Genomic DNA, 17,576 nt, shown 5'->3' on the forward strand with positions numbered 1-17,576 from the left:
GGACCTGCCGCTAGCTGCTGAGCGCCACCGCCAGGAGGGCGCCCAGCAGCAGGAAGGGACCGAAGGGAAGCTCGTCGCGACGCCCCGCCCGGCGCGCGACGAGCTTTCCTGCTCCCCAGAGCCCGGCGAGCAGGAAGCCCAGGAAGACGCCCTCGAAGAGGGTGCGGAAGCCGTACCAGCCCAGCACCGCGCCGACGGTGAGTCCCAGCGTCGCGTCGCCGCCGCCGAACGGCAGCAGGAACGACATCACCCAGAACACCGCCCAGAGCCCGGCCGCGGCACACAGCGCGTAGAGCGGCGAGCCGGTGCGGTCGCCGAGCAGCCGGGCCGCGCCGAGCAGCAGCAGCGTCCCGGCCGCGGACGGGTAGGTGAGCCGCCGCGGCAGCCGGTGCTCGGCCAGGTCGATCAGCGTCAGCGGCACCGCGCAGGCCGCCGCCCAGAGCAGCGCCAGGACGTGCCAGTGGTAGCCGCAGGCCGCCGCGGTGGCGCCGAGCGCGGCGGCCGAGAACAGCAGCACCCGGGACGGCGGGGGCAGCGCCTCGGTGAACCGGGCCGCCTCGGTACGGGCCGGCCGGTGCAGCGCCGCACCGAGGCCGCAGCCGACCACCACCACGAACGCGTAGGTCCCGCCCACAGCCCTCTCCCCCTCCTGCCGGTGCGGGACCCAAGCTACCGTCAGCCGGTGACGGCGAGGGCGTCGATCTCGACCAGCAGCCCGGCCGGGAGCCCGACGTAGACGGTGGTGCGGGCCGGGTACCCGCCCTCGGGCAGGGCCTCGGCGAACCAGGCGTCGTAGGCGGCGTTCAGCTCGGCGAAGTGCGCGGTGTCGGTGAGGTAGACCCGCATCATGACCACGTCGGCCCAGCCGGACCCGCCCGCGACCAGCACCGCCTCGACATTGCGCAGGGTCCGGTCGATCTGCTCGCGCAGCCCCGGCCCGACCGGGAGGCCGGTCGCCGGGTCGAAGCCGACCTGCCCGGCGACCTGCAGCAGCCCGCCCTTGGCGACACCCTGGGAGAAACTGGCGATCGGCGTGGGCGCCTGGTCGGTGCGGACGACGGTCTTGCTCACGGTGGTGCTCCTCAAGATCGTGGGGCTGTACGGACGAACCCCGGCTGAGGCAGGATATGCAATAGGCGTTGCATTGAACGCAACAGGTACTATCCAGGAGCACCATGGACCCCGCCGCCCTGCAGCACCTCGGCAGCACCGTCGTCGACTGGCGCTTCAAGGGCCTGCCGCCCGGCCGCGAGGGGTGCACCGTCGCCGAACTGACGGCGGCCCGGGTGAACCTGTTCCAGGACGGCTTCACCACCCCGCTGCTCACCCTGGACGCCGACGCGCTGCGGCACAACCTGGAGCTGATGGCCCGGTGGAGCGCCGCGCACGACCTGGCCTTCGCCCCGCACGGCAAGACCCCGCTGGCCCCGCAGCTCTACCGGCGGCAGCTGGACCTCGGCGCCTGGGGGATCACCGCCGCCGTCCCCTCGCACGTCCGGATGTACCGGGCGTTCGGGGTGCCGCGGATCTTCCTGGCCAATGAGCTGGTCGACGCCGCCGCGCTGGCCTGGCTCGCCGCCGAGCTGGACGCCGACCCCGGCTTCGGCTTCGTCTGCTACGTCGACTCCGAACGCGGGGTCGCCCTGATGGAGCAGGCCCTGGCCGCGGCCGGCGCCCGGCGGCGGGTGGACGTGGTGGTCGAGCTGGGCGCGGACGGCGCGCGCACCGGCGTCCGCGGGGTGGAGGCCGCGCTGGCGCTGGCCGCCCGGGTGGCGTCCAGCGAGCGGCTGCGGCTGGTCGGCGCGGCCGGGTACGAGGGCACCATCGACCGGGGCGCCGACCGCGCGCCGATCCGCCGCTGGCTGGCCGAGCTGGTCGAGCTGGCCCGACGCGCCGACGCCGCGGGCCACTTCGCCGGGACCGACGAGATCGTGGTCAGCGCCGGCGGCAGCGAGCACTTCGACCTGGTCGCCGAGGCGCTGACGGCCGAGGCGCTGCCGCTGTCCCGGCCGACCCTGCGGCTGCTGCGCAGCGGCGCCTACGTCACCCACGACCACGTCCACTACGCGGAGATCACCCCGCTGCACGCGCCCGCGGTGACCCTGCACCCGGCACTGCGGCTGTGGGCGCAGGTGGTCTCCCGGCCCGAGCCGGGCCTCGCCCTGCTGAACGCGGGCAAGCGGGACCTCCCCTACGACCTGGGCCTGCCGGTGCCGGTCCTGGTCCGCGACCCGGCCACCGGGCACTCCAGGGAGGCGACCGGGCTGACCGTCGACAAGCTGGCCGACCAGCATGCCTTCGTCACGGTGGCCGAGGGGGACGAGGGGGCCGCGATCGAGGTCGGCGACTGGGTCGCGCTGGGCCTGTCGCACCCCTGCACCGCCTTCGAGAAGTGGCAGCTGATCCCCGAGGTCGAGGCGGACGGCACGGTCGCCGACTACATCCGCACCTTCTTCTGATGCCCGGCGGCAGCCTGCTGATCCGCGGCGCGCTGGTGGTGGACGGCTCCGGCGGCGTCCCGTACCGGGCCGACGTACCGGTACGGGACGGGCGGATCGGGGCGATCCACCGCGAGGGCGGCTCGGGCCCGCGCCCCACCGCCCCGCCCGGGGTCCGCACCGTGGACGCCGACGGCCTTGCGCTCACCCCCGGCTTCGTCGACATGCACGCGCACTCCGACCTGGCCCTGCTCACCGACCCGGCGCACCAGGCCAAGGCCGCCCAGGGGGTCACCCTGGAGGTGCTCGGCCAGGACGGCCTGTCCTACGCCCCGGTCGACGGCAGCACCCTGCCCGGCCTGCGCCGCCAACTCGCGGGCTGGAACGGCGATCCGGACGCGCTCGACTGGTCCTGGCGCAGCGTCGGCGACTACCTGGACCGGCTGGACGCGGGCCCGGACGGCGAGGGCATCGCCGTCAACGCCGCCTACCTGGTCCCGCACGGCACCCTGCGGGCACTGGTGCTCGGCTGGCAGGACCGCCCGGCCACCCCCGCCGAACTGGCGCGGATGCAAAAGGAGTTGGCCCGCGGGCTGACCGAGGGAGCGGTCGGCCTGTCGGCCGGGCTCAGCTACTCCCCCGGGATGTACGCGGGGACGGACGAACTGCTGGCGCTGTGCCGCACGGTGGCCGCCTTCGACGGCTACTTCTCGCCGCACCACCGCTCCTACGGCGCGCACGCGCTGGAGGCCTACGCCGAGATGACCGACCTGGCCCGGCGCTCGGGCTGCGCCCTGCACCTGGCCCACGCCACCATGAACTTCCAGGTCAACGCCGGTCGCGCGGGCGAGCTGACGGCGCTGCTGGACGCCGCGCTGGCCGACGGCGTGGACCTGACCCTGGACAGCTACCCCTACCTGCCGGGGTCGACCACGCTGGCCGCGCTGCTGCCCGGCTGGGCCGCCGCGGGCGGCCCGGAGCAGACCCTGGCCCGGCTGGCCGACCCGGCCGCGCTGGCGGCGATCCGCACCGCACTGGAGCAGCAGGGCTCGGACGGCTGCCACGGGGTGGTCGCCGACTGGGACACGGTGCAGGTCAGCGGGGTGCGCAACCCGGAGCTGCGCTCGGCGGTGGGCCTGACGATCAGTCAACTGGCGCACCGGGAGCGGATGGAGCCCTTCGCCGCGTACATCGGCCTGCTCCGCGACGACGGCCTCGGGACCACCATCCTGCAGCACGTCGGGGACGAGCAGAACGTCCGCACCATCATGCGGCACCCGGCGCACACCGGCGGCAGCGACGGGCTGCTGACCGGGGACCGGCCGCACCCCCGGGCCTGGGGCACCTTCCCGCGCTACCTGGGCCACTACGTCCGCGAGGAGGGCGTGCTCGGCCTGGCCGAGTGCGTCGAGCACCTCAGCGCCCGCCCGGCCCGGCGGCTGCGGCTGCCGGACCGGGGCCTGGTCCGCACCGGCCACCGGGCCGACCTGGTGCTGCTGGACCCGGACACGGTCGCCGCCGGGGCGAGCTACCCGCAGCCGCGGACGCCGCCGGTCGGCATCCCGTTCGTGCTGGTGGACGGTGCGCCGGTGATCGACGACCACCGGCGCACCGGCGCCACCCCCGGGCGCTCGGTCCGACGGGTCGTCAGTTCTGCTTGAGGCTGGCCGGGGTGACCGTCAGCGTGTGGGTGAGCCCGGACTGCGCGGGTACGGTCACCGACAGGATGCGGGTCCTCGCGTTCCACGCGGTCACCGGAGTGCCGTTGCCGTTGACCTCGACGTCCCCGCCGTTCGGGAAGTCGCCCGGCGGCAGGTAGACGTCGGTGCTGCCGGTGACGCCGGGGGCGTCCTTCCAGCTGACGGTGAGCGCCAGGGTGGACTTGTCGTACATGAACGACACCGGCGTCCCGGCGATGGCCCGCGGGTACGCGGTGGCGATCACCGCCGCGATCGGGGCCTCGACGCCCGGCTTGGTCCAGGGCGACCAGGGCCCCGGATCGCTGGACCACATCGCCCCGCCGACCATCATCTGGTCCAGCACCGTCTGCACCTTGTCGATGTAGAGGTGGGCGCCGTCGCCGCTGGTGTCCAGGCCCCACTCGCCGAGCAGCACCGGGGCGTCCATCCGCCGCGCGGTGCGCTCCACCTGGATGGTCCAGGAGGCGAGGAAGCGGTCCGTCAGAAAGGCCGTGCTGCCGGTGTACGAGCCGCCGTCGTCCAGCGGCTGCGGGTAGAGGTGCGGCGCGTAGCCGATCCTGGCCCCGCCGTGCCGCGGGTCGTCCAGCCTGGGCAGCGCGCTGGGCAGGGAGGACCCGGCCGAGATCGCGGCCGGCTCGACGAACAGCCAGTGGTTGGCGTCCACCGAGCGGACCGCGGCGATGGTGCGCCGGTAGAAGGCCGCCAGCGGACCGGTCTCGAACGCCGGGCCCTGCACCGAGCCGCCCCAGGGGTCGTTCATCAGGTCGTAGCCGAGGACCGCGTCGTTGCCCACGAAGTACTCGGCCACCGCGGTCCAGGCCGCCGCGTACTGCTGCTGGTACTCCGGGTGGTCCGGCCGGGTGCCCCAGAACTCGTCGAAGGCGTGCACCACGGCGGGCTGGGTGTAGGCCGCGGTCCACGGGCCCTTGGTCGCGGCGGACGGGCTGCTGCCGCCGTCGGTGGCCCAGGCCGGGGCGCCGTCGCCGCCCACGGCCGCGCCGTACTCGTCCTGGTGCATGTCCAGCAGCACCAGGTAGCCCTGGGCCTTGTACCAGGCGACCCGCTGGGCCACCTCGGCCAGGTAGTGCCGGTCGAACACCCCGGGGGACGGCTCGACCCGGCTCCACTGGATCAGATAGCGCACGAAATCGGTACCGAGGGCGTGGTATTCCGCGGCGACGTCGCTCTGCTTGATCCACGGCATTCCGTCGGCCGAGTTCTTCGCGCTGTCGGACGTGTTCAGTCCGTACAGGATCAGTGCACGACCCTGTGCGTCCGTGATGAATCGTTCATGCCACGGCCCTGAACCGCTGCCGCCGGTCGGGCCGTTGGGCCCCACGGCCGCCAACAGCCCCACCGCGCAGACCAGAACCACCAGGTCCACCAGCCGTCGCCGCAGCCGTGCCATCCCCATGCCCCGCCCCCATCGTGCCGATCCAGGAGATCCTAGATCGCGGGAACCCTACCCCTGCTCCGGCGATTGTCCGGATTCGGTACCGAAATCCCCGTGCCAAGGTACCGAACGGGTTCCGGGCAGGGGGAATCGCCGCCCGGACTCCCGGCGGCGGCTAGAGTCCGCCCATGGCCATGATCCAGCCCCCGTACCCCCGGATACGCGACGCCGCGGTGCGCGCCCTCCGGCGCGCGGCCGCGGCGTTCCTGACGGGCCGCCGGGTCGCCTTCGCGGGCGGCCTGGTGACGCTGCTGATGGTCCTGCTGTTCGGCCTCGACCCGATGCTGTTCTGGGTGACGTCCCATCACGGCTACCTGCTGGTGCCCAGTGCGCTGGGGGTGCCGTTCCTGCTGCCGGGCTTCCGCTTCGTCCCGTTCGCCGACCAGGGCTGGACCGCGCTCGGCTGCGAGGACTTCGCGGCGCTGCTGCTGGTCGGCACGGTCGCCCGGACGCTGGCCCGGCACCGCCGCGGCTACCCCAGCTCGGGGCGGCTGCACCGGCTGCTGGTCGGCTGGGGCGCGCTGATCCTCGGCGGCGCGGTCTCCGGCGCCTTCCGCGGCCTGGTGGTGGCCAGGACCGTGCAGGGCGGCCCGCTGGCCTACTTCGGCTACCCGGCGCTCGGGGCCGGCTTCGGCGCGCTGTGGTGCCTGCTGCTGGGCTGGATACCCGGCCTGGCCGCGGTCTTCGCGGTGCTGCCGACCGCGGCGGTGGACCGGGCCAGGGAGTGGTGGGTGGAGAGCGGCCGGCTGGTGCTGGTCTACCTGGTCGAACCGGCCGCCGAGCAGATCAGGAGCTGGCGCGGCGGCGGACGGGCCGAGCTGTCGGTCCGGCGACTCGAACCGCTCCACGACGAAAATCACAGGGCGGCCGGCAACGCCGCACCGTAGGGTACGGATCCATGCAGGTAATCCAGTCCAGCAAGCTCGCCAACGTCTGCTACGACATCCGCGGACCCATCCTCGACGAGGCCATGCGCCTGGAGGAGCAGGGGCACCGGATCCTGAAGCTGAACACCGGGAACCCGGCGCCCTTCGGCTTCGAGGCACCGCCGGAGATCCTGCAGGACATCCTGCGCAACCTCGCCAACGCCCACGGCTACGGCGACTCCAAGGGCCTGCTGGCAGCCCGCCGCGCGGTGGTGATGCACTACGAGGACCGCGGCTTCGAGGAGCTGACGGTCGACGACGTCTACATCGGCAACGGCGTCTCCGAGCTGATCCAGATGTCGATGCAGGCGCTGCTGGACGACGGCGACGAGGTGCTGGTCCCGGCCCCCGACTACCCGCTGTGGACCGCCTCGGTCAGCCTGGCCGGCGGCACCGCGGTCCACTACCGCTGCGACGAGCAGGCGGACTGGTACCCGGACCTGGCCGACATCGAGGCCAAGGTCACCGACCGGACCCGCGGCATCGTGGTGATCAACCCCAACAACCCCACCGGCGCGGTCTACGACGACGAGCTGCTGCGCGGCCTGACCGACATCGCCCGGCGGCACAACCTGATCGTCTACTCGGACGAGATCTACGACAAGATCCTCTACGACGACGCCACGCACACCCCCACCGCGCTGTTCGCCCCCGACCTGCTCTGCGTCACCTTCAACGGCCTGTCCAAGGCCTACCGGGTGGCCGGGTTCCGGTCCGGCTGGATGACCATCTCCGGCCCCAAGGAGCACGCCCGCAGCTACATCGAGGGCCTGAGCATCCTGGCCAACATGCGGCTCTGCGCCAACATGCCGGCCCAGCACGCGATCGCCGCCGCGCTCGGCGGCCGGCAGTCCATCAAGGACCTGATCCTCCCCGGCGGACGGCTGCGCGAGCAGCGCGACGCCGCCTGGAAGCTGCTCAACGACATCCCCGGCGTCTCCTGTGTCAAGCCCAAGGGCGCGCTCTACGCCTTCCCCCGGCTCGACCCCAAGGTCCACAAGATCAAGGACGACGCCCAGCTGGTGCTGGACCTGCTGAAGCAGGAGCACATCTTCGTGGTCCAGGGCACCGGCTTCAACTGGCCCGATCCGGACCACTTCCGCCTGGTCACCCTGCCCCGGGCGGAGGAGCTGACCGACGCGGTGACCCGCATCGGCACCTTCCTGGACGGCTACAAGCAGCCGTAGCGGGACACCACGTGGACACTATGTGGACACCATCCAGTTTGGACTGGGTCCAAGTTAGGATGGTGTCCCGCCAACGTTTCTCCACCGGCCCCGAGGGGGCGCCGCATGTACGAGCAGCCCAAGACCGCCCCCGGCACCCGTCGGCATCCGCCGGCCCGTGCCCACAACAGCAGCCTGCACGACCGGCTCCCGGACGGGCCGGGCGCCGCCGCGGGCTCGCAGCTCACCGGCCATCTGGCCGCGCTGCACGCGGCCACCGCCGCGGTCCGGCGGCGCACCGCCGACCCCGCGCGCCGGGCCGAGCTGGACGCCGCGCTGGAACAGATCGCGGCCAGGATCAGCGCGCTGTCGCCGACCGCCGCGGTGCTGCGCTCCGAGGCCGACCGCGACTCCGGCCGCTCCCCGGCCGAGCTGCACGACCACGCGCACGCCCTGGCCGGGCGGCTGCTGGTGGTCGCCGCGGCCCGGCAGGACACCGCGACCGCGATGCTGGCGTGCCGCCGCATGGACGCCCACGCGGCGGCACTCTCCCTGCTGGGCTCCTGACCGGGCCCGGCTCCCGAGGGCCGATCCCCTGAGCAGCCGGGCTCCTGACGGGTCAGGCCAGGCGGGCGACCAGCTTGTCGTACTCGGCCCAGAGCTCCTTCGGCATGTGCTCGCCGAACCGCTCCAGGTGCTCGGGGACCAGCGCGGCTTCCTGCCGCCAGATCTCCGGGTCCACGCTGAGCAGCAGGTCCAGGTCGGCCGGGTCGAGGTCCAGGCCGTCCAGGTCCAGCGCCGCGCGGGTCGGCAGCACGCCGATCGGCGTCTCCACGCCCTCGGCGGTGCCGCGCAGCCGTCCGACGATCCACTTGAGCACGCGGCTGTTCTCGCCGAACCCGGGCCAGACGAACTTCCCGTCGGCGTTCTTGCGGAACCAGTTCACGTAGTAGATCCTCGGCAGCTTCGCCGGGTCCGCCTGCTGCCCCAGCTTCACCCAGTGGGCGAAGTAGTCGCCCATGTTGTAGCCGCAGAACGGCAGCATGGCGAAGGGGTCCCGGCGCAGCTCGCCGACCGTGCCCTCGGCCGCCGCGGTCTTCTCGCTGGCGACGTTGGCGCCGAGGAAGACGCCCTGCTGCCAGTCGAAGGACTCGGTGACCAGCGGGACCGCGCTGGCGCGGCGTCCGCCGAAGAGGATCGCCGAGATCGGCACCCCGGCCGGGTCCTCCCACTCCGGAGCGATGATCGGGCACTGCGAGGCGGGGACGGTGAACCGCGCGTTGGGGTGCGCGGCCGGGGTCCCGGACTCGGGGGTCCAGCTGTTCCCGCGCCAGTCGGTGAGGTGCGCCGGGGGCTCCTCGGTGAGGCCCTCCCACCACACGTCGCCGTCGTCGGTCAGCGCGACGTTGGTGAAGACCGTGTTGCCCCACATCGACTCGACCGCGTTGGCGTTGGTGTCGGCGCCGGTGCCGGGGGCGACCCCGAAGAAGCCGAACTCCGGGTTGATGGCGTGCAGCCGCCCGTCCGCGCCGAAGCGCATCCAGGCGATGTCGTCGCCGACCGTCTCCACCGTCCAGCCCGGGATCGTGGGCTGGAGCATGGCCAGGTTGGTCTTGCCGCAGGCGCTCGGGAACGCGGCGGTGACGTAGACCGGCTCGCCCGGACCGGCCGCGTCGGCCGGCGGGGTGAGCTTGAGGATCAGCATGTGCTCGGCCAGCCAGCCCTCGTCCCGCGCCATGGTCGACGCGATCCGCAGGGCGTAGCACTTCTTGCCGAGCAGCGCGTTGCCGCCGTAGCCGGAGCCGTAGGACCAGATCTCGCGGCTCTCCGGGAAGTGCGAGATGTACTTGGTGTCGTTGCAGGGCCAGGAGACGTCCTGCTGCCCTTCGGCGAGCGGCGCGCCCAGGCTGTGCACGGCCCTGACGAAGTCGCCGTCCTCGCCGAGGTGGTCCAGCACCGCCTGTCCCATCCGGGTCATCACCCGCATGGAGACGGCCACGTAGGCGGAGTCCGTGATCTCGACGCCGCACGCGGCGAGAGGGGATCCGACCGGTCCCATGCTGAACGGGACGACATACATGGTGCGACCACGCATCGAGCCCTCGAAGAGCTCCCCGAAGACCGCCCGCATCTCCGCGGGGGCCTTCCAGTGGTTGGTGGGTCCGGCGTCCTGCTCGCGCTCCGAGCAGATGAAGGTACGGTCCTCGACCCGGGCGACATCGCTGGGGTCGGAGGCGGCGTAGTAGGAGTTGGGTCGTTTTTCGGGATTGAGCCGGGTGAACGTCCCCTTGTCGACCAGGAGTTCGCACAGGCGCTGGTACTCGGCTTCGGAGCCGTCGCACCACTCGATCCGGTCGGGCTGGGTGAGCTCTGCGATCTCCTGGACCCAGGCGAGCAATCGCTTGTGCTGCGTGGGCGCGGAGGTGGACAGGGCAGAGTTCTCGTACGACACGATCGCTCCGTTTCGCACCGAATCGTCCTTGATCCGGTGGCGTTGTTGAGGGTTCTGGCAGCGTAACGCCGATATTCATAAAGCGACATACCGCCCCCGAGCGGCGAAAGTGACCCAGGCCACAGGGCTACTTCCGAGTAGGGCGACGAATGCCGACATGGGTGGAATGCGGGCCGCGCATGAGTGACGATTCACACCTTCGCGACACCCTCTACCCATCGGTAACCTACGGTGCCGTAGGTACGCTGAGCCCATGACCGACAACGTCCTGGCCAGCGGCACCGCCGCCGCCGACACCGTCAAGCCCCGGCTGCGCGGCTGGCTGCACGCGGGGATGTTCCCCGCGTCCGTCGCCGCCGGAATCGTGCTGATCTGCCTGGCCGGATCGGAACGGGCCCGGATCGCCTGCGCCGTGTACTCCGCGTCGGCCTGGATGCTGTTCGGCATCAGCGCGCTCTACCACCGCTTCACCTGGGGGCCGCGCGGCGAGGCGGTCCTGCGGCGGCTGGACCACAGCAACATCTTCCTGATCATCGCCGGCAGCTACACCCCGTTCACCATCCTGCTGCTGCACGGCGGACGGCAGCAGCTGCTGCTCTGGCTGGTCTGGATCGGCGCGCTGGCCGGGATCGCCTTCCGGGTCTTCTGGGTCGGCGCGCCGCGCTGGCTCTACACCCCCTGCTACCTGGCCCTGGGTTGGGCCGCGGTGTTCTTCCTGCCCGACTTCCTGCGCACCGGCGGCATCGCGGTGGTGGTGCTGCTGGTGGTCGGCGGACTGCTCTACAGCGCGGGCGGGGTGATCTACGGGATCAAGCGGCCCAACCCGTCGCCCCGCTGGTTCGGCTTCCACGAGGTGTTCCACCTCTGCACGCTGGCCGCCTTCACGGTGCAGTACGTCGGCGTCTCGCTGATCGCCTACACGGCGCTGGCCTGACCCCGCCTTCCATCCAATATTGACACCTCCAATCTTTTGAGAGTTACTGTCATAAGACAGAAGCACTCAAGTGATGGAGCCTGCCATGACCGCGCCCAGCGTCGCCGCCACGCACGCACCCCCCGACCCGGCCGTCCCGGTCCCCCGCCGCTGGTGGGCACTGGGCGCCATCTGCCTCAGCGTCCTGGTGCTCGGCTTCGACAGCACGATCCTCAACGTCGCCCTGCCCGACCTCGCCGTCCAGCTGCACGCCGACACCGGGCAGCTGCAGTGGATCGTGGACGCCTACCTGGTGGTCTTCGCCGCCGCGATGCTCCCGGCCGGGCTGCTCGGCGACCGCTTCGGGCGGCGGAAGATGCTGATCGCCGGACTGGTCCTGTTCGGCGCCGCCTCGCTGGTCGGCACCTTCGCCGACTCGGCCGACACCCTGATCGCGGTCCGCGCGGTGATGGGCCTCGGCGGGGCGCTGATCATGCCGCTGGGCATGGCGATCATCCCCAGCCTGTTCCCGCCGGGCGAACGGCCCCGCGCGGTCGCGGTGATGACCGCGGGCATGGCCCTCGGCATGCCGCTCGGGCCGATCCTCGGCGGGGCGCTGCTCAACCACTTCTGGTGGGGCTCGATCTTCCTGGTCAACGTGCCGCTGATCGTGGTCGGCATCGCCGCCCTGGTACTGCTGGTGCCCGAGTCGCGCAACCCGGCCGTACCGCGGGTGGACCTGCTCAGCGCGGTGCTCGGGGTCGGCGGCCTGGGCGCGCTCACCTTCGGCATCATCCAGGGCCCCGGCGACGGCTGGGGCAGCGTGACCGTGGTCGGCACGCTGACCGCCTCGGTGCTGCTGCTGGCCGGACTGGTGCTGCGGGAGCGCTCGCAGCCGCACCCGATGCTCGACCTGAGCCTGCTCGCCGACCGCACCTACCGCTGGAACACCCTGGCCACCGTGCTGGTCACCTTTGTGCTGATGGGCGCACTGTTCGTGCTGCCGCAGTACCTGCAGTCGGTGCTCGGCAACGACGCGCTCGGCACCGGCGTCCGGATGATGCCGCTGATGGGCGGGCTGCTGGTGGCGGCGCGGCTGGCCGAACGGCTGGTCGCCAAGGTCTCGGTCCGCTGGGTGGTCACCGGGGGCCTACTGCTGGTCTCCGCCGCGCTGTTCCTCGGCAGCGGCACCGGTGTGGCGGACGGCTACGGCTGGACCGCGCTCTGGCTCTCCGTACTCGGCCTCGGCATGGGCTTCACCATGGTCCCGGCGATGGGCGCGGCGATGGCCGCGCTGCCCGAGGATCGGGCCGGGGTCGGCTCCGGGCTGCTGCAGACGCTCCGTCAGTCTGCCAGCGCCGTCGGCGTGGCACTGCTCGGCAGCCTGCTGGCCGGGATCTACACCGGGCGGCTGGACACCCACGGGCTGCCCGGCGCCGCGGCCGAGACCGCACGCGGCTCGGTCTCCGGCGCGCAGTCGGTCGCCGAGCTGACCCATGACGCGGCCCTGGCGGTCTCCGCGCACAGCGCGTTCCTGCACGGCATGGACACGGTGCTGCTGGTCTGCGGGCTGGCGGCGGTGCTCTCCGCGGCGCTGATCGGGCTGCGGATGCCGGGGCGGGTCGCGGGGCGGGTCGCGGCGGACGGCGCGGGGGCGGACGGCGCGGGCGGGCTTGTCGCCGACCCGGCGGGCGATCCAGCACAATCAGAGGCATGAGCAACGGGATCGACGACCTGCTCGCAGCCCCCCTCGGGCTGCGGGAGCGGAAGAAGCTGAAGACCCGCCGCGCGATCCGCGCGGCGGCCTTCCGCCTGTTCACCGAGCAGGGCTACGACGCCACCACGGTCGACCAGATCTCCGCCGAGGCGGACGTCTCGCCCAGCACCTTCTTCCGCTACTTCCCCACCAAGGAAGACCTGGTCATCAGCGACGACTACGACCCGCTGATGGAGGCGGCGCTGCGGGACCGCCCGCTGGACGAGCCGCTGCTCACCGCGATCCGGGCGGCGATCCTGCCCGCGCTGCGGATGGTGATGGGCAGTGAGCACGACGACATGCTGCTGCGGATGCGGCTGCTTCAGGACAACCCGCTGGTCCGGGCCCGGAACGTGGCCGAGCAGCAGCGCACGAAGGAGATGCTGCTGCGGATCCTCGCCGAGCGGGCGGAGCGCGCCGACCGACCGCTCGACGAGCTGCGGCTGCGGGTCCAGGTAGCCGCGGTACTGGCCGCGAGCACCGAGGCCATCGAGTACTGGGCGAAACGCGGCGGCCAGGACAACATCGCCGAACTCGTCGGCCAAGCCCTGGACACCCTGTCAACAGACGCAGTCGGCTGAGGCGGGGCCGCGGGGCCGCGGGGCTGGGGCGAGGCCGCTGGCTTTGGCGGGGCCGCTGGCTGTGGCGGGGAGTGCAGTCCCCTGTGGGTGCTATCCCCCTGTGTCCCCGCCACCCTCACCCCGTGGCCCAAAGCCTCGCGGCAGCACCAGGCATCGCCCCCGTCGCGCCACCCTCGCCGCCACTGCCACCGCCACGGCCCGGCGCCTACCCGCGACCCCGCCGCCTTGCGGTCCCGCTGCCCCGCTGCTCCCCGCTCCCCGCTCCCCGCTCCCCGCTCCCCGCTCCCCGCAGGGGCTACCGCTGGAAGTCGAGGGTCACCCAGTCATCCACCGCCCGGTAGCCGAGCCGCTGGTAGAGGGCGTTGCTGGTGGGGTTGGCCAGGTCGGTGAACAGCAGCACGTCCTTCGCCCCCGCGGTCATCAGCGCCGCGCTCGCCGCCGCCGTAGCCCCCGCGGCGTACCCGCGCCCGCGCAGCTCGGGCGGGGTGTAGACGGGCGACACCCGGCCCTGCCCCAGCATCACCGCGGAGAACCCGGCCATCGCCACCGGCTCCCCCGCCACCTCCCAGAGCGCGATCTGCCCCGCGCCCACCCGCCGGGCGGCCTCCGCACTGTAGTCGCCGTCCTGCTCGCGGATGTCGACCGCGAACCCGGAGTACCAGCGGGCGACCCTGAACACGTCGCGCATGGTCGCCAACCGCGGCTCGGCGTCGTCGTCCATCGGCGGCAGCACCAACTCGTCCAGCCGGTAGAGCCGTTGCTTGCGGAACACCGACCAGCGGCCGAACCGGGCGGTCCACGCCGACGCCAGGGTCCGCGCGGCGGCCGTCCCGCCGATCACCCCGTCGACCTCGGTACCGCTGCTGCGCCACTTCAACGCGAGCGCTCGGGCCGCCGCGTCCGACATCGGCCCGAGGCTGGGCCGGTGCGGCGGGGTGTGCACGAAGGCGCCCTCGACCGGGCCGCCCGGCTCCTCGCGCCACCAGCCGAAACGCGCCGGGCGTACATCGTCGAACACGAACGGCCCCTGTGTCCGCACCCGCTCGGACACGCTGATCAGGATGGTGCAGCGCAGCGGATCCGCCGCCAGGTAGTCGCCTGTGGCAGTGTGGAAAAGCGCGGCGTCGTGAGTGATCTCCCAGGGCATGGCTGATGTTCCTACACGCACCGCAACTCGCGCCAGCCCTTGACCCGCAGCGCCCCACGCGGGCCCGCGCCCGACCCGCAACCGCCCGCGCCTGGCCGCCCGCGGCCCCCGCGCCACCCGCCCGCGGCCCCCGCGCCGCCCGCCCGCGCTTGCCCCGACCGCGCCCGCCCGGCCCCGATCCGTCCCCGATCCGCCCCCGACCCACGCCCGCCCGCGCCGGGGCAGCCCCCGGCGCACCCCTGCCCCTCCGCTACCTGATCCGTTCGGCCAACGCGGCCGGCTCGGTGACCGGGGCGTCGCAGCTGAAGCGGCGGCAGACGTACGCCGCCGGACGGCCCCCCTGCAGAGTGCGGTCGGCGAGCAGTGGGACGCCCGCCGCGTCCGCCTCGCCGACGGCGACGACCGCGCCGGGGGCGGTGCCGAGCAGCGCGGTCCGGTGCAGCGCCGCTGTCGCGGCGTCACCGTCCGGGCCGACCACGGCGATCTCGCGCGGCCCGTCAACGCACGCCTCGGCCACGGCGAGCCCCCAGCCGATGAAGCGCGGAGCCCGCGGGCCCAGCGCGGTGACCACCCCGAGCGCCGCCTCGGCGGCCCCGCGGTGCCGGGAGGAGCCGGTCAGCGCGGCGTATCCGAGCAGCGCACCGGCGGCAGCGGTCCAACCGGAGGGAGTCGCGTTGTCGGTCGGATCCTGCGGCCGCCGGATCAGCTTCTCAGCGTCACTCGCCGTGTCATACAAGGCACCTGACGCAGTATCAACAAAATGCTCCAACACCCGGTCCAGCAGCAGCCCGCCCAGCGTCAGCCAACTCGCCTCCCCGGTGACCGAGTACAGGGCGAGGAAGCCCTCCGCGGTGTCGGCGTAGTCCTCCAGCACCCCGGCGCCGACGCCCGGCCGCCCGTCCCGCGAGGTCCGCAACAGCCGTCCCTCAGCGGTGAGATGGACCGACACCAGCAGGTCGGCGGCGGCGAGTGCGGCCTCCACGCAGTCCGGGCGGTCCAGCAGCGCGCCGGTCTCCGCCAGCGCGGCGATCGCCAGCCCGTTCCACGCGGCGACCACCTTGTCGTCCCTGGCCGGCCGCGGCCGACTCGCCCGCGCCGCCAGCAGCCGGGCCCGGACACCGGCGAACCACGCCCCGTCGTCGTCCGCCGGGTCCTCCAGCAACTGGAGCACCGACGCCCCCGCCTCGAACGTGCCCGCCTCCGTCACCGAGAACAGCGCCGCCGCCCGCGCGCCGTCCTCGGCGCCGAGCGCCTCGGCCAACTGCCCGGGTGTCCAGGCGTAGAAGGCGCCCTCGTGGTTGTGCCCGTCCGGTCCGGCGCTGTCCGCGTCCAGCGCGGAGGCGAACCCGCCCTCGGGGGTCCGCAGTTCGGCGAGCAGGAAGTCCGCGGTCTCCAGCGCGACCCGCCGGGCCCGCGCGGAGCCGGTGGCCCGCCAGAGGTGCAGGTACACCCGGAGCAGCAGCGCGTTGTCGTACAGCATTTTCTCGAAGTGCGGGACCACCCACTCCGCGTCGACCGCGTAACGGGCGAAGCCGCCGCCCAACTGGTCGTAGATCCCGCCGCGGGCCATCGCCGAGCAGGTTTCCTCGACCATCCGCAGCGCGTCCGCCGAGCCGGTGGCGGCGTGGTGCCGGAGCAGGAACTCCAGCGCCATCGACGGCGGGAACTTCGGCGCACCGCCGAACCCGCCGTGCTCCTCGTCGTAGGTACGTCCCAGCTCGACCACGGCCTCGTGCAGCACCGCCTCGTCCGGCGGCGCCTGCCCGGCCGCCCCGTACACGTCCCCGCGCGCGGCCAGGTCGGCGACGATCCGGGCGGAGACCTCCCCCACCTCGTCCCGCCGGTCCCGCCAGGCGGTGTGCACCCCCTCCAGCACCTGCCGGAACGACGGCAGCCCATGCCGCGGCGCGGGCGGGAAGTAGGTCCCGAAGTAGAACGGCTCCCCGTCGGGCGTCATGAACACCGTCATCGGCCACCCGCCCTGCCCGGTCGCCGCCTGCACCGCCTCCATGTAGACGGCGTCGACGTCCGGCCGCTCCTCCCGATCCACCTTCACGGACACAAACCGCTCATTGAGGTACGCGGCCAACTCGGCGTCCTCAAAGCTCTCGTGCGCCATGACATGGCACCAGTGGCAGGACGAATACCCGACTGATAGCAGTACAGGCACGTCGCGGCCCCTGGCTTCTACAAAAGCATCGTCGCCCCAGGGCCACCAGTCAACAGGATTCGCAGCATGCTGAAGCAGATAAGGCGAGGTCACACCACGCAACCGATTCATGCACCCCAGCCTCTCATGCCTTTCAGATCAAGCGGCGCAGCATGTAACCACCGCCTCCTCCTGCTCCACCCTGCTTGTGATCAGCAAGGCGGATGACCCCCTCACGAAAGGGCAGCCGAGCGATTTCGCCCGTGATGCTTCGTGTGACTACGTCGAGTCCGCTCCTGGCACCCGCCGCGTGGCAAGCCGAGCGCGCCAGTGGCTCGCGGCGTCCTGCCCCGCAGTCATCGCCATCAGTTCGTCGGTCTTGTGACCGAACACGGCAGTCGGCGCCCTGCCCTCCACGTAGGACTCAAGGCCGAGGCTGAGTGCAGCACCGCTCAGAAACTCGGCGTACTCACGCACAGACTCGACAATGGAAAATCCGGCAGGATTGCCGTGCACCAAAGCATTTCGGACACGACCACGCCTCGCCTCGCCTCGCCTCGCCTCGCCTCGCCTCGCCTCCAATACGGAACCTTCAGCAGCGTAGATGTCAATCAAGGCGGAATAGGTGGCATGGTCACTCACGCTGGAAAGCATCTTGCTGATCCAGCCGCGTTCCGACTCGACTCGACATGCCAAGAGCAGGTCGACAGAGCGATCCGCGACGAACAGAAGCCAAGGGTGCGAGAGATCACTCGCGAACAATTGGCGGGTAAGAGCTCGTAACACGATCATGTGGTGGCCTTCTTGAGTCGTCGCCAGCAGATGAGCGTGCAACCCAGTGAGACGAGGGCGTTGTGGAGGTTGAGGCGGCGTTCCCAGCGGGTGGCGAGTCGTT

15 protein-coding genes are annotated in these 17,576 nt (G+C 72.5%); 8 read left to right on the forward strand and 7 right to left on the reverse strand.

The features are described from left to right. Positions 1-10: 10 nt before the first annotated feature. Together ACEZDE_RS12685 and ACEZDE_RS12690 are read right to left on the reverse strand one after the other, a co-directional pair. Positions 11-634 (reverse strand): prepilin peptidase, encoded by a 624-nt coding sequence (locus tag ACEZDE_RS12685; RefSeq protein ID WP_380535653.1) that lies wholly within the window; start codon positions 632-634, stop codon positions 11-13. Between the two features lie 41 nt (positions 635-675). Continuing rightward, positions 676-1,071, reverse strand: coding sequence for a RidA family protein (locus tag ACEZDE_RS12690; RefSeq protein ID WP_380535655.1), 396 nt, complete (start codon positions 1,069-1,071; stop codon positions 676-678). 104 nt (positions 1,072-1,175) lie between these two features. Between ACEZDE_RS12690 and ACEZDE_RS12695 the strand changes: the two genes are divergently transcribed. Together ACEZDE_RS12695 and ACEZDE_RS12700 are read left to right on the forward strand one after the other, a co-directional pair. Then, positions 1,176-2,459 (forward strand): alanine racemase, encoded by a 1,284-nt coding sequence (locus ACEZDE_RS12695; protein ID WP_380535657.1) that lies wholly within the window; start codon positions 1,176-1,178, stop codon positions 2,457-2,459. After that, the gene (locus ACEZDE_RS12700) at positions 2,459-4,099 is read left to right on the forward strand and encodes an N-acyl-D-amino-acid deacylase family protein (protein ID WP_380535659.1); all 1,641 of its coding nucleotides are present in this window, start codon (positions 2,459-2,461) and stop codon (positions 4,097-4,099) included. Before ACEZDE_RS12695 ends, ACEZDE_RS12700 begins: the two co-directional genes overlap by 1 nt. Here ACEZDE_RS12700 and ACEZDE_RS12705 read toward each other — a convergent pair. After that, the gene (locus ACEZDE_RS12705; protein ID WP_380535660.1) at positions 4,086-5,552 is read right to left on the reverse strand and encodes a cellulase family glycosylhydrolase; all 1,467 of its coding nucleotides are present in this window, start codon (positions 5,550-5,552) and stop codon (positions 4,086-4,088) included. The genes ACEZDE_RS12700 and ACEZDE_RS12705 overlap by 14 nt on opposite strands. A gap of 167 nt (positions 5,553-5,719) precedes the next feature. Between ACEZDE_RS12705 and ACEZDE_RS12710 the strand changes: the two genes are divergently transcribed. The 3 genes from ACEZDE_RS12710 (at position 5,720) to ACEZDE_RS12720 (ending at position 8,250) form a co-directional block, all read left to right on the forward strand. Then, positions 5,720-6,478 carry a hypothetical protein gene (locus tag ACEZDE_RS12710; protein ID WP_380535662.1) on the forward strand — a complete coding sequence of 253 codons (759 nt, stop codon included), beginning with the start codon at positions 5,720-5,722 and terminating at the stop codon, positions 6,476-6,478. An 11-nt stretch (positions 6,479-6,489) separates the two neighbouring features. Continuing rightward, positions 6,490-7,704 carry a pyridoxal phosphate-dependent aminotransferase gene (locus tag ACEZDE_RS12715; RefSeq protein WP_380535664.1) on the forward strand — a complete coding sequence of 405 codons (1,215 nt, stop codon included), beginning with the start codon at positions 6,490-6,492 and terminating at the stop codon, positions 7,702-7,704. A gap of 105 nt (positions 7,705-7,809) precedes the next feature. Beyond that, positions 7,810-8,250 (forward strand): SCO4983 family protein, encoded by a 441-nt coding sequence (locus ACEZDE_RS12720; protein WP_380535666.1) that lies wholly within the window; start codon positions 7,810-7,812, stop codon positions 8,248-8,250. Between the two features lie 52 nt (positions 8,251-8,302). Here the strand turns inward: ACEZDE_RS12720 and ACEZDE_RS12725 are convergent, their stop codons facing one another. Beyond that, on the reverse strand, positions 8,303-10,135 hold the full coding sequence (locus tag ACEZDE_RS12725) for a phosphoenolpyruvate carboxykinase (GTP) (RefSeq protein WP_380535668.1): 1,833 nt from the start codon (positions 10,133-10,135) through the stop codon (positions 8,303-8,305). Positions 10,136-10,388: 253 nt separating this feature from the next. Here ACEZDE_RS12725 and trhA point away from each other — a divergent pair, with 253 nt between their 5' ends. The 3 genes from trhA (at position 10,389) to ACEZDE_RS12740 (ending at position 13,385) form a co-directional block, all read left to right on the forward strand. Further along, positions 10,389-11,069 carry a PAQR family membrane homeostasis protein TrhA gene (gene trhA / locus ACEZDE_RS12730; RefSeq protein ID WP_380535670.1) on the forward strand — a complete coding sequence of 227 codons (681 nt, stop codon included), beginning with the start codon at positions 10,389-10,391 and terminating at the stop codon, positions 11,067-11,069. An 85-nt stretch (positions 11,070-11,154) separates the two neighbouring features. Continuing rightward, positions 11,155-12,765: an MFS transporter gene (locus ACEZDE_RS12735; protein WP_380535672.1), complete on the forward strand. Its 1,611-nt coding sequence runs from the start codon at positions 11,155-11,157 to the stop codon at positions 12,763-12,765. After that, positions 12,762-13,385 (forward strand): TetR family transcriptional regulator, encoded by a 624-nt coding sequence (locus ACEZDE_RS12740; protein WP_380535674.1) that lies wholly within the window; start codon positions 12,762-12,764, stop codon positions 13,383-13,385. Before ACEZDE_RS12735 ends, ACEZDE_RS12740 begins: the two co-directional genes overlap by 4 nt. 295 nt (positions 13,386-13,680) lie before the next feature. On the opposite strand, the gene ACEZDE_RS12745 is transcribed toward ACEZDE_RS12740, so the two are convergent. From ACEZDE_RS12745 to ACEZDE_RS12755, 3 genes are all read right to left on the reverse strand, one after another. Next, positions 13,681-14,532 carry a GNAT family N-acetyltransferase gene (locus ACEZDE_RS12745; RefSeq protein ID WP_380535676.1) on the reverse strand — a complete coding sequence of 284 codons (852 nt, stop codon included), beginning with the start codon at positions 14,530-14,532 and terminating at the stop codon, positions 13,681-13,683. Between the two features lie 250 nt (positions 14,533-14,782). Continuing rightward, positions 14,783-16,813 (reverse strand): thioredoxin domain-containing protein, encoded by a 2,031-nt coding sequence (locus tag ACEZDE_RS12750; protein WP_380535678.1) that lies wholly within the window; start codon positions 16,811-16,813, stop codon positions 14,783-14,785. 147 nt (positions 16,814-16,960) lie between these two features. Further along, positions 16,961-17,473 carry a hypothetical protein gene (locus ACEZDE_RS12755; protein WP_380535680.1) on the reverse strand — a complete coding sequence of 171 codons (513 nt, stop codon included), beginning with the start codon at positions 17,471-17,473 and terminating at the stop codon, positions 16,961-16,963. Positions 17,474-17,576 lie beyond the last annotated feature (103 nt).

Source organism: Streptacidiphilus cavernicola (assembly GCF_042510955.1).
Classification (GTDB): Bacteria; Actinomycetota; Actinomycetes; order Streptomycetales; family Streptomycetaceae; genus Streptacidiphilus; species Streptacidiphilus cavernicola.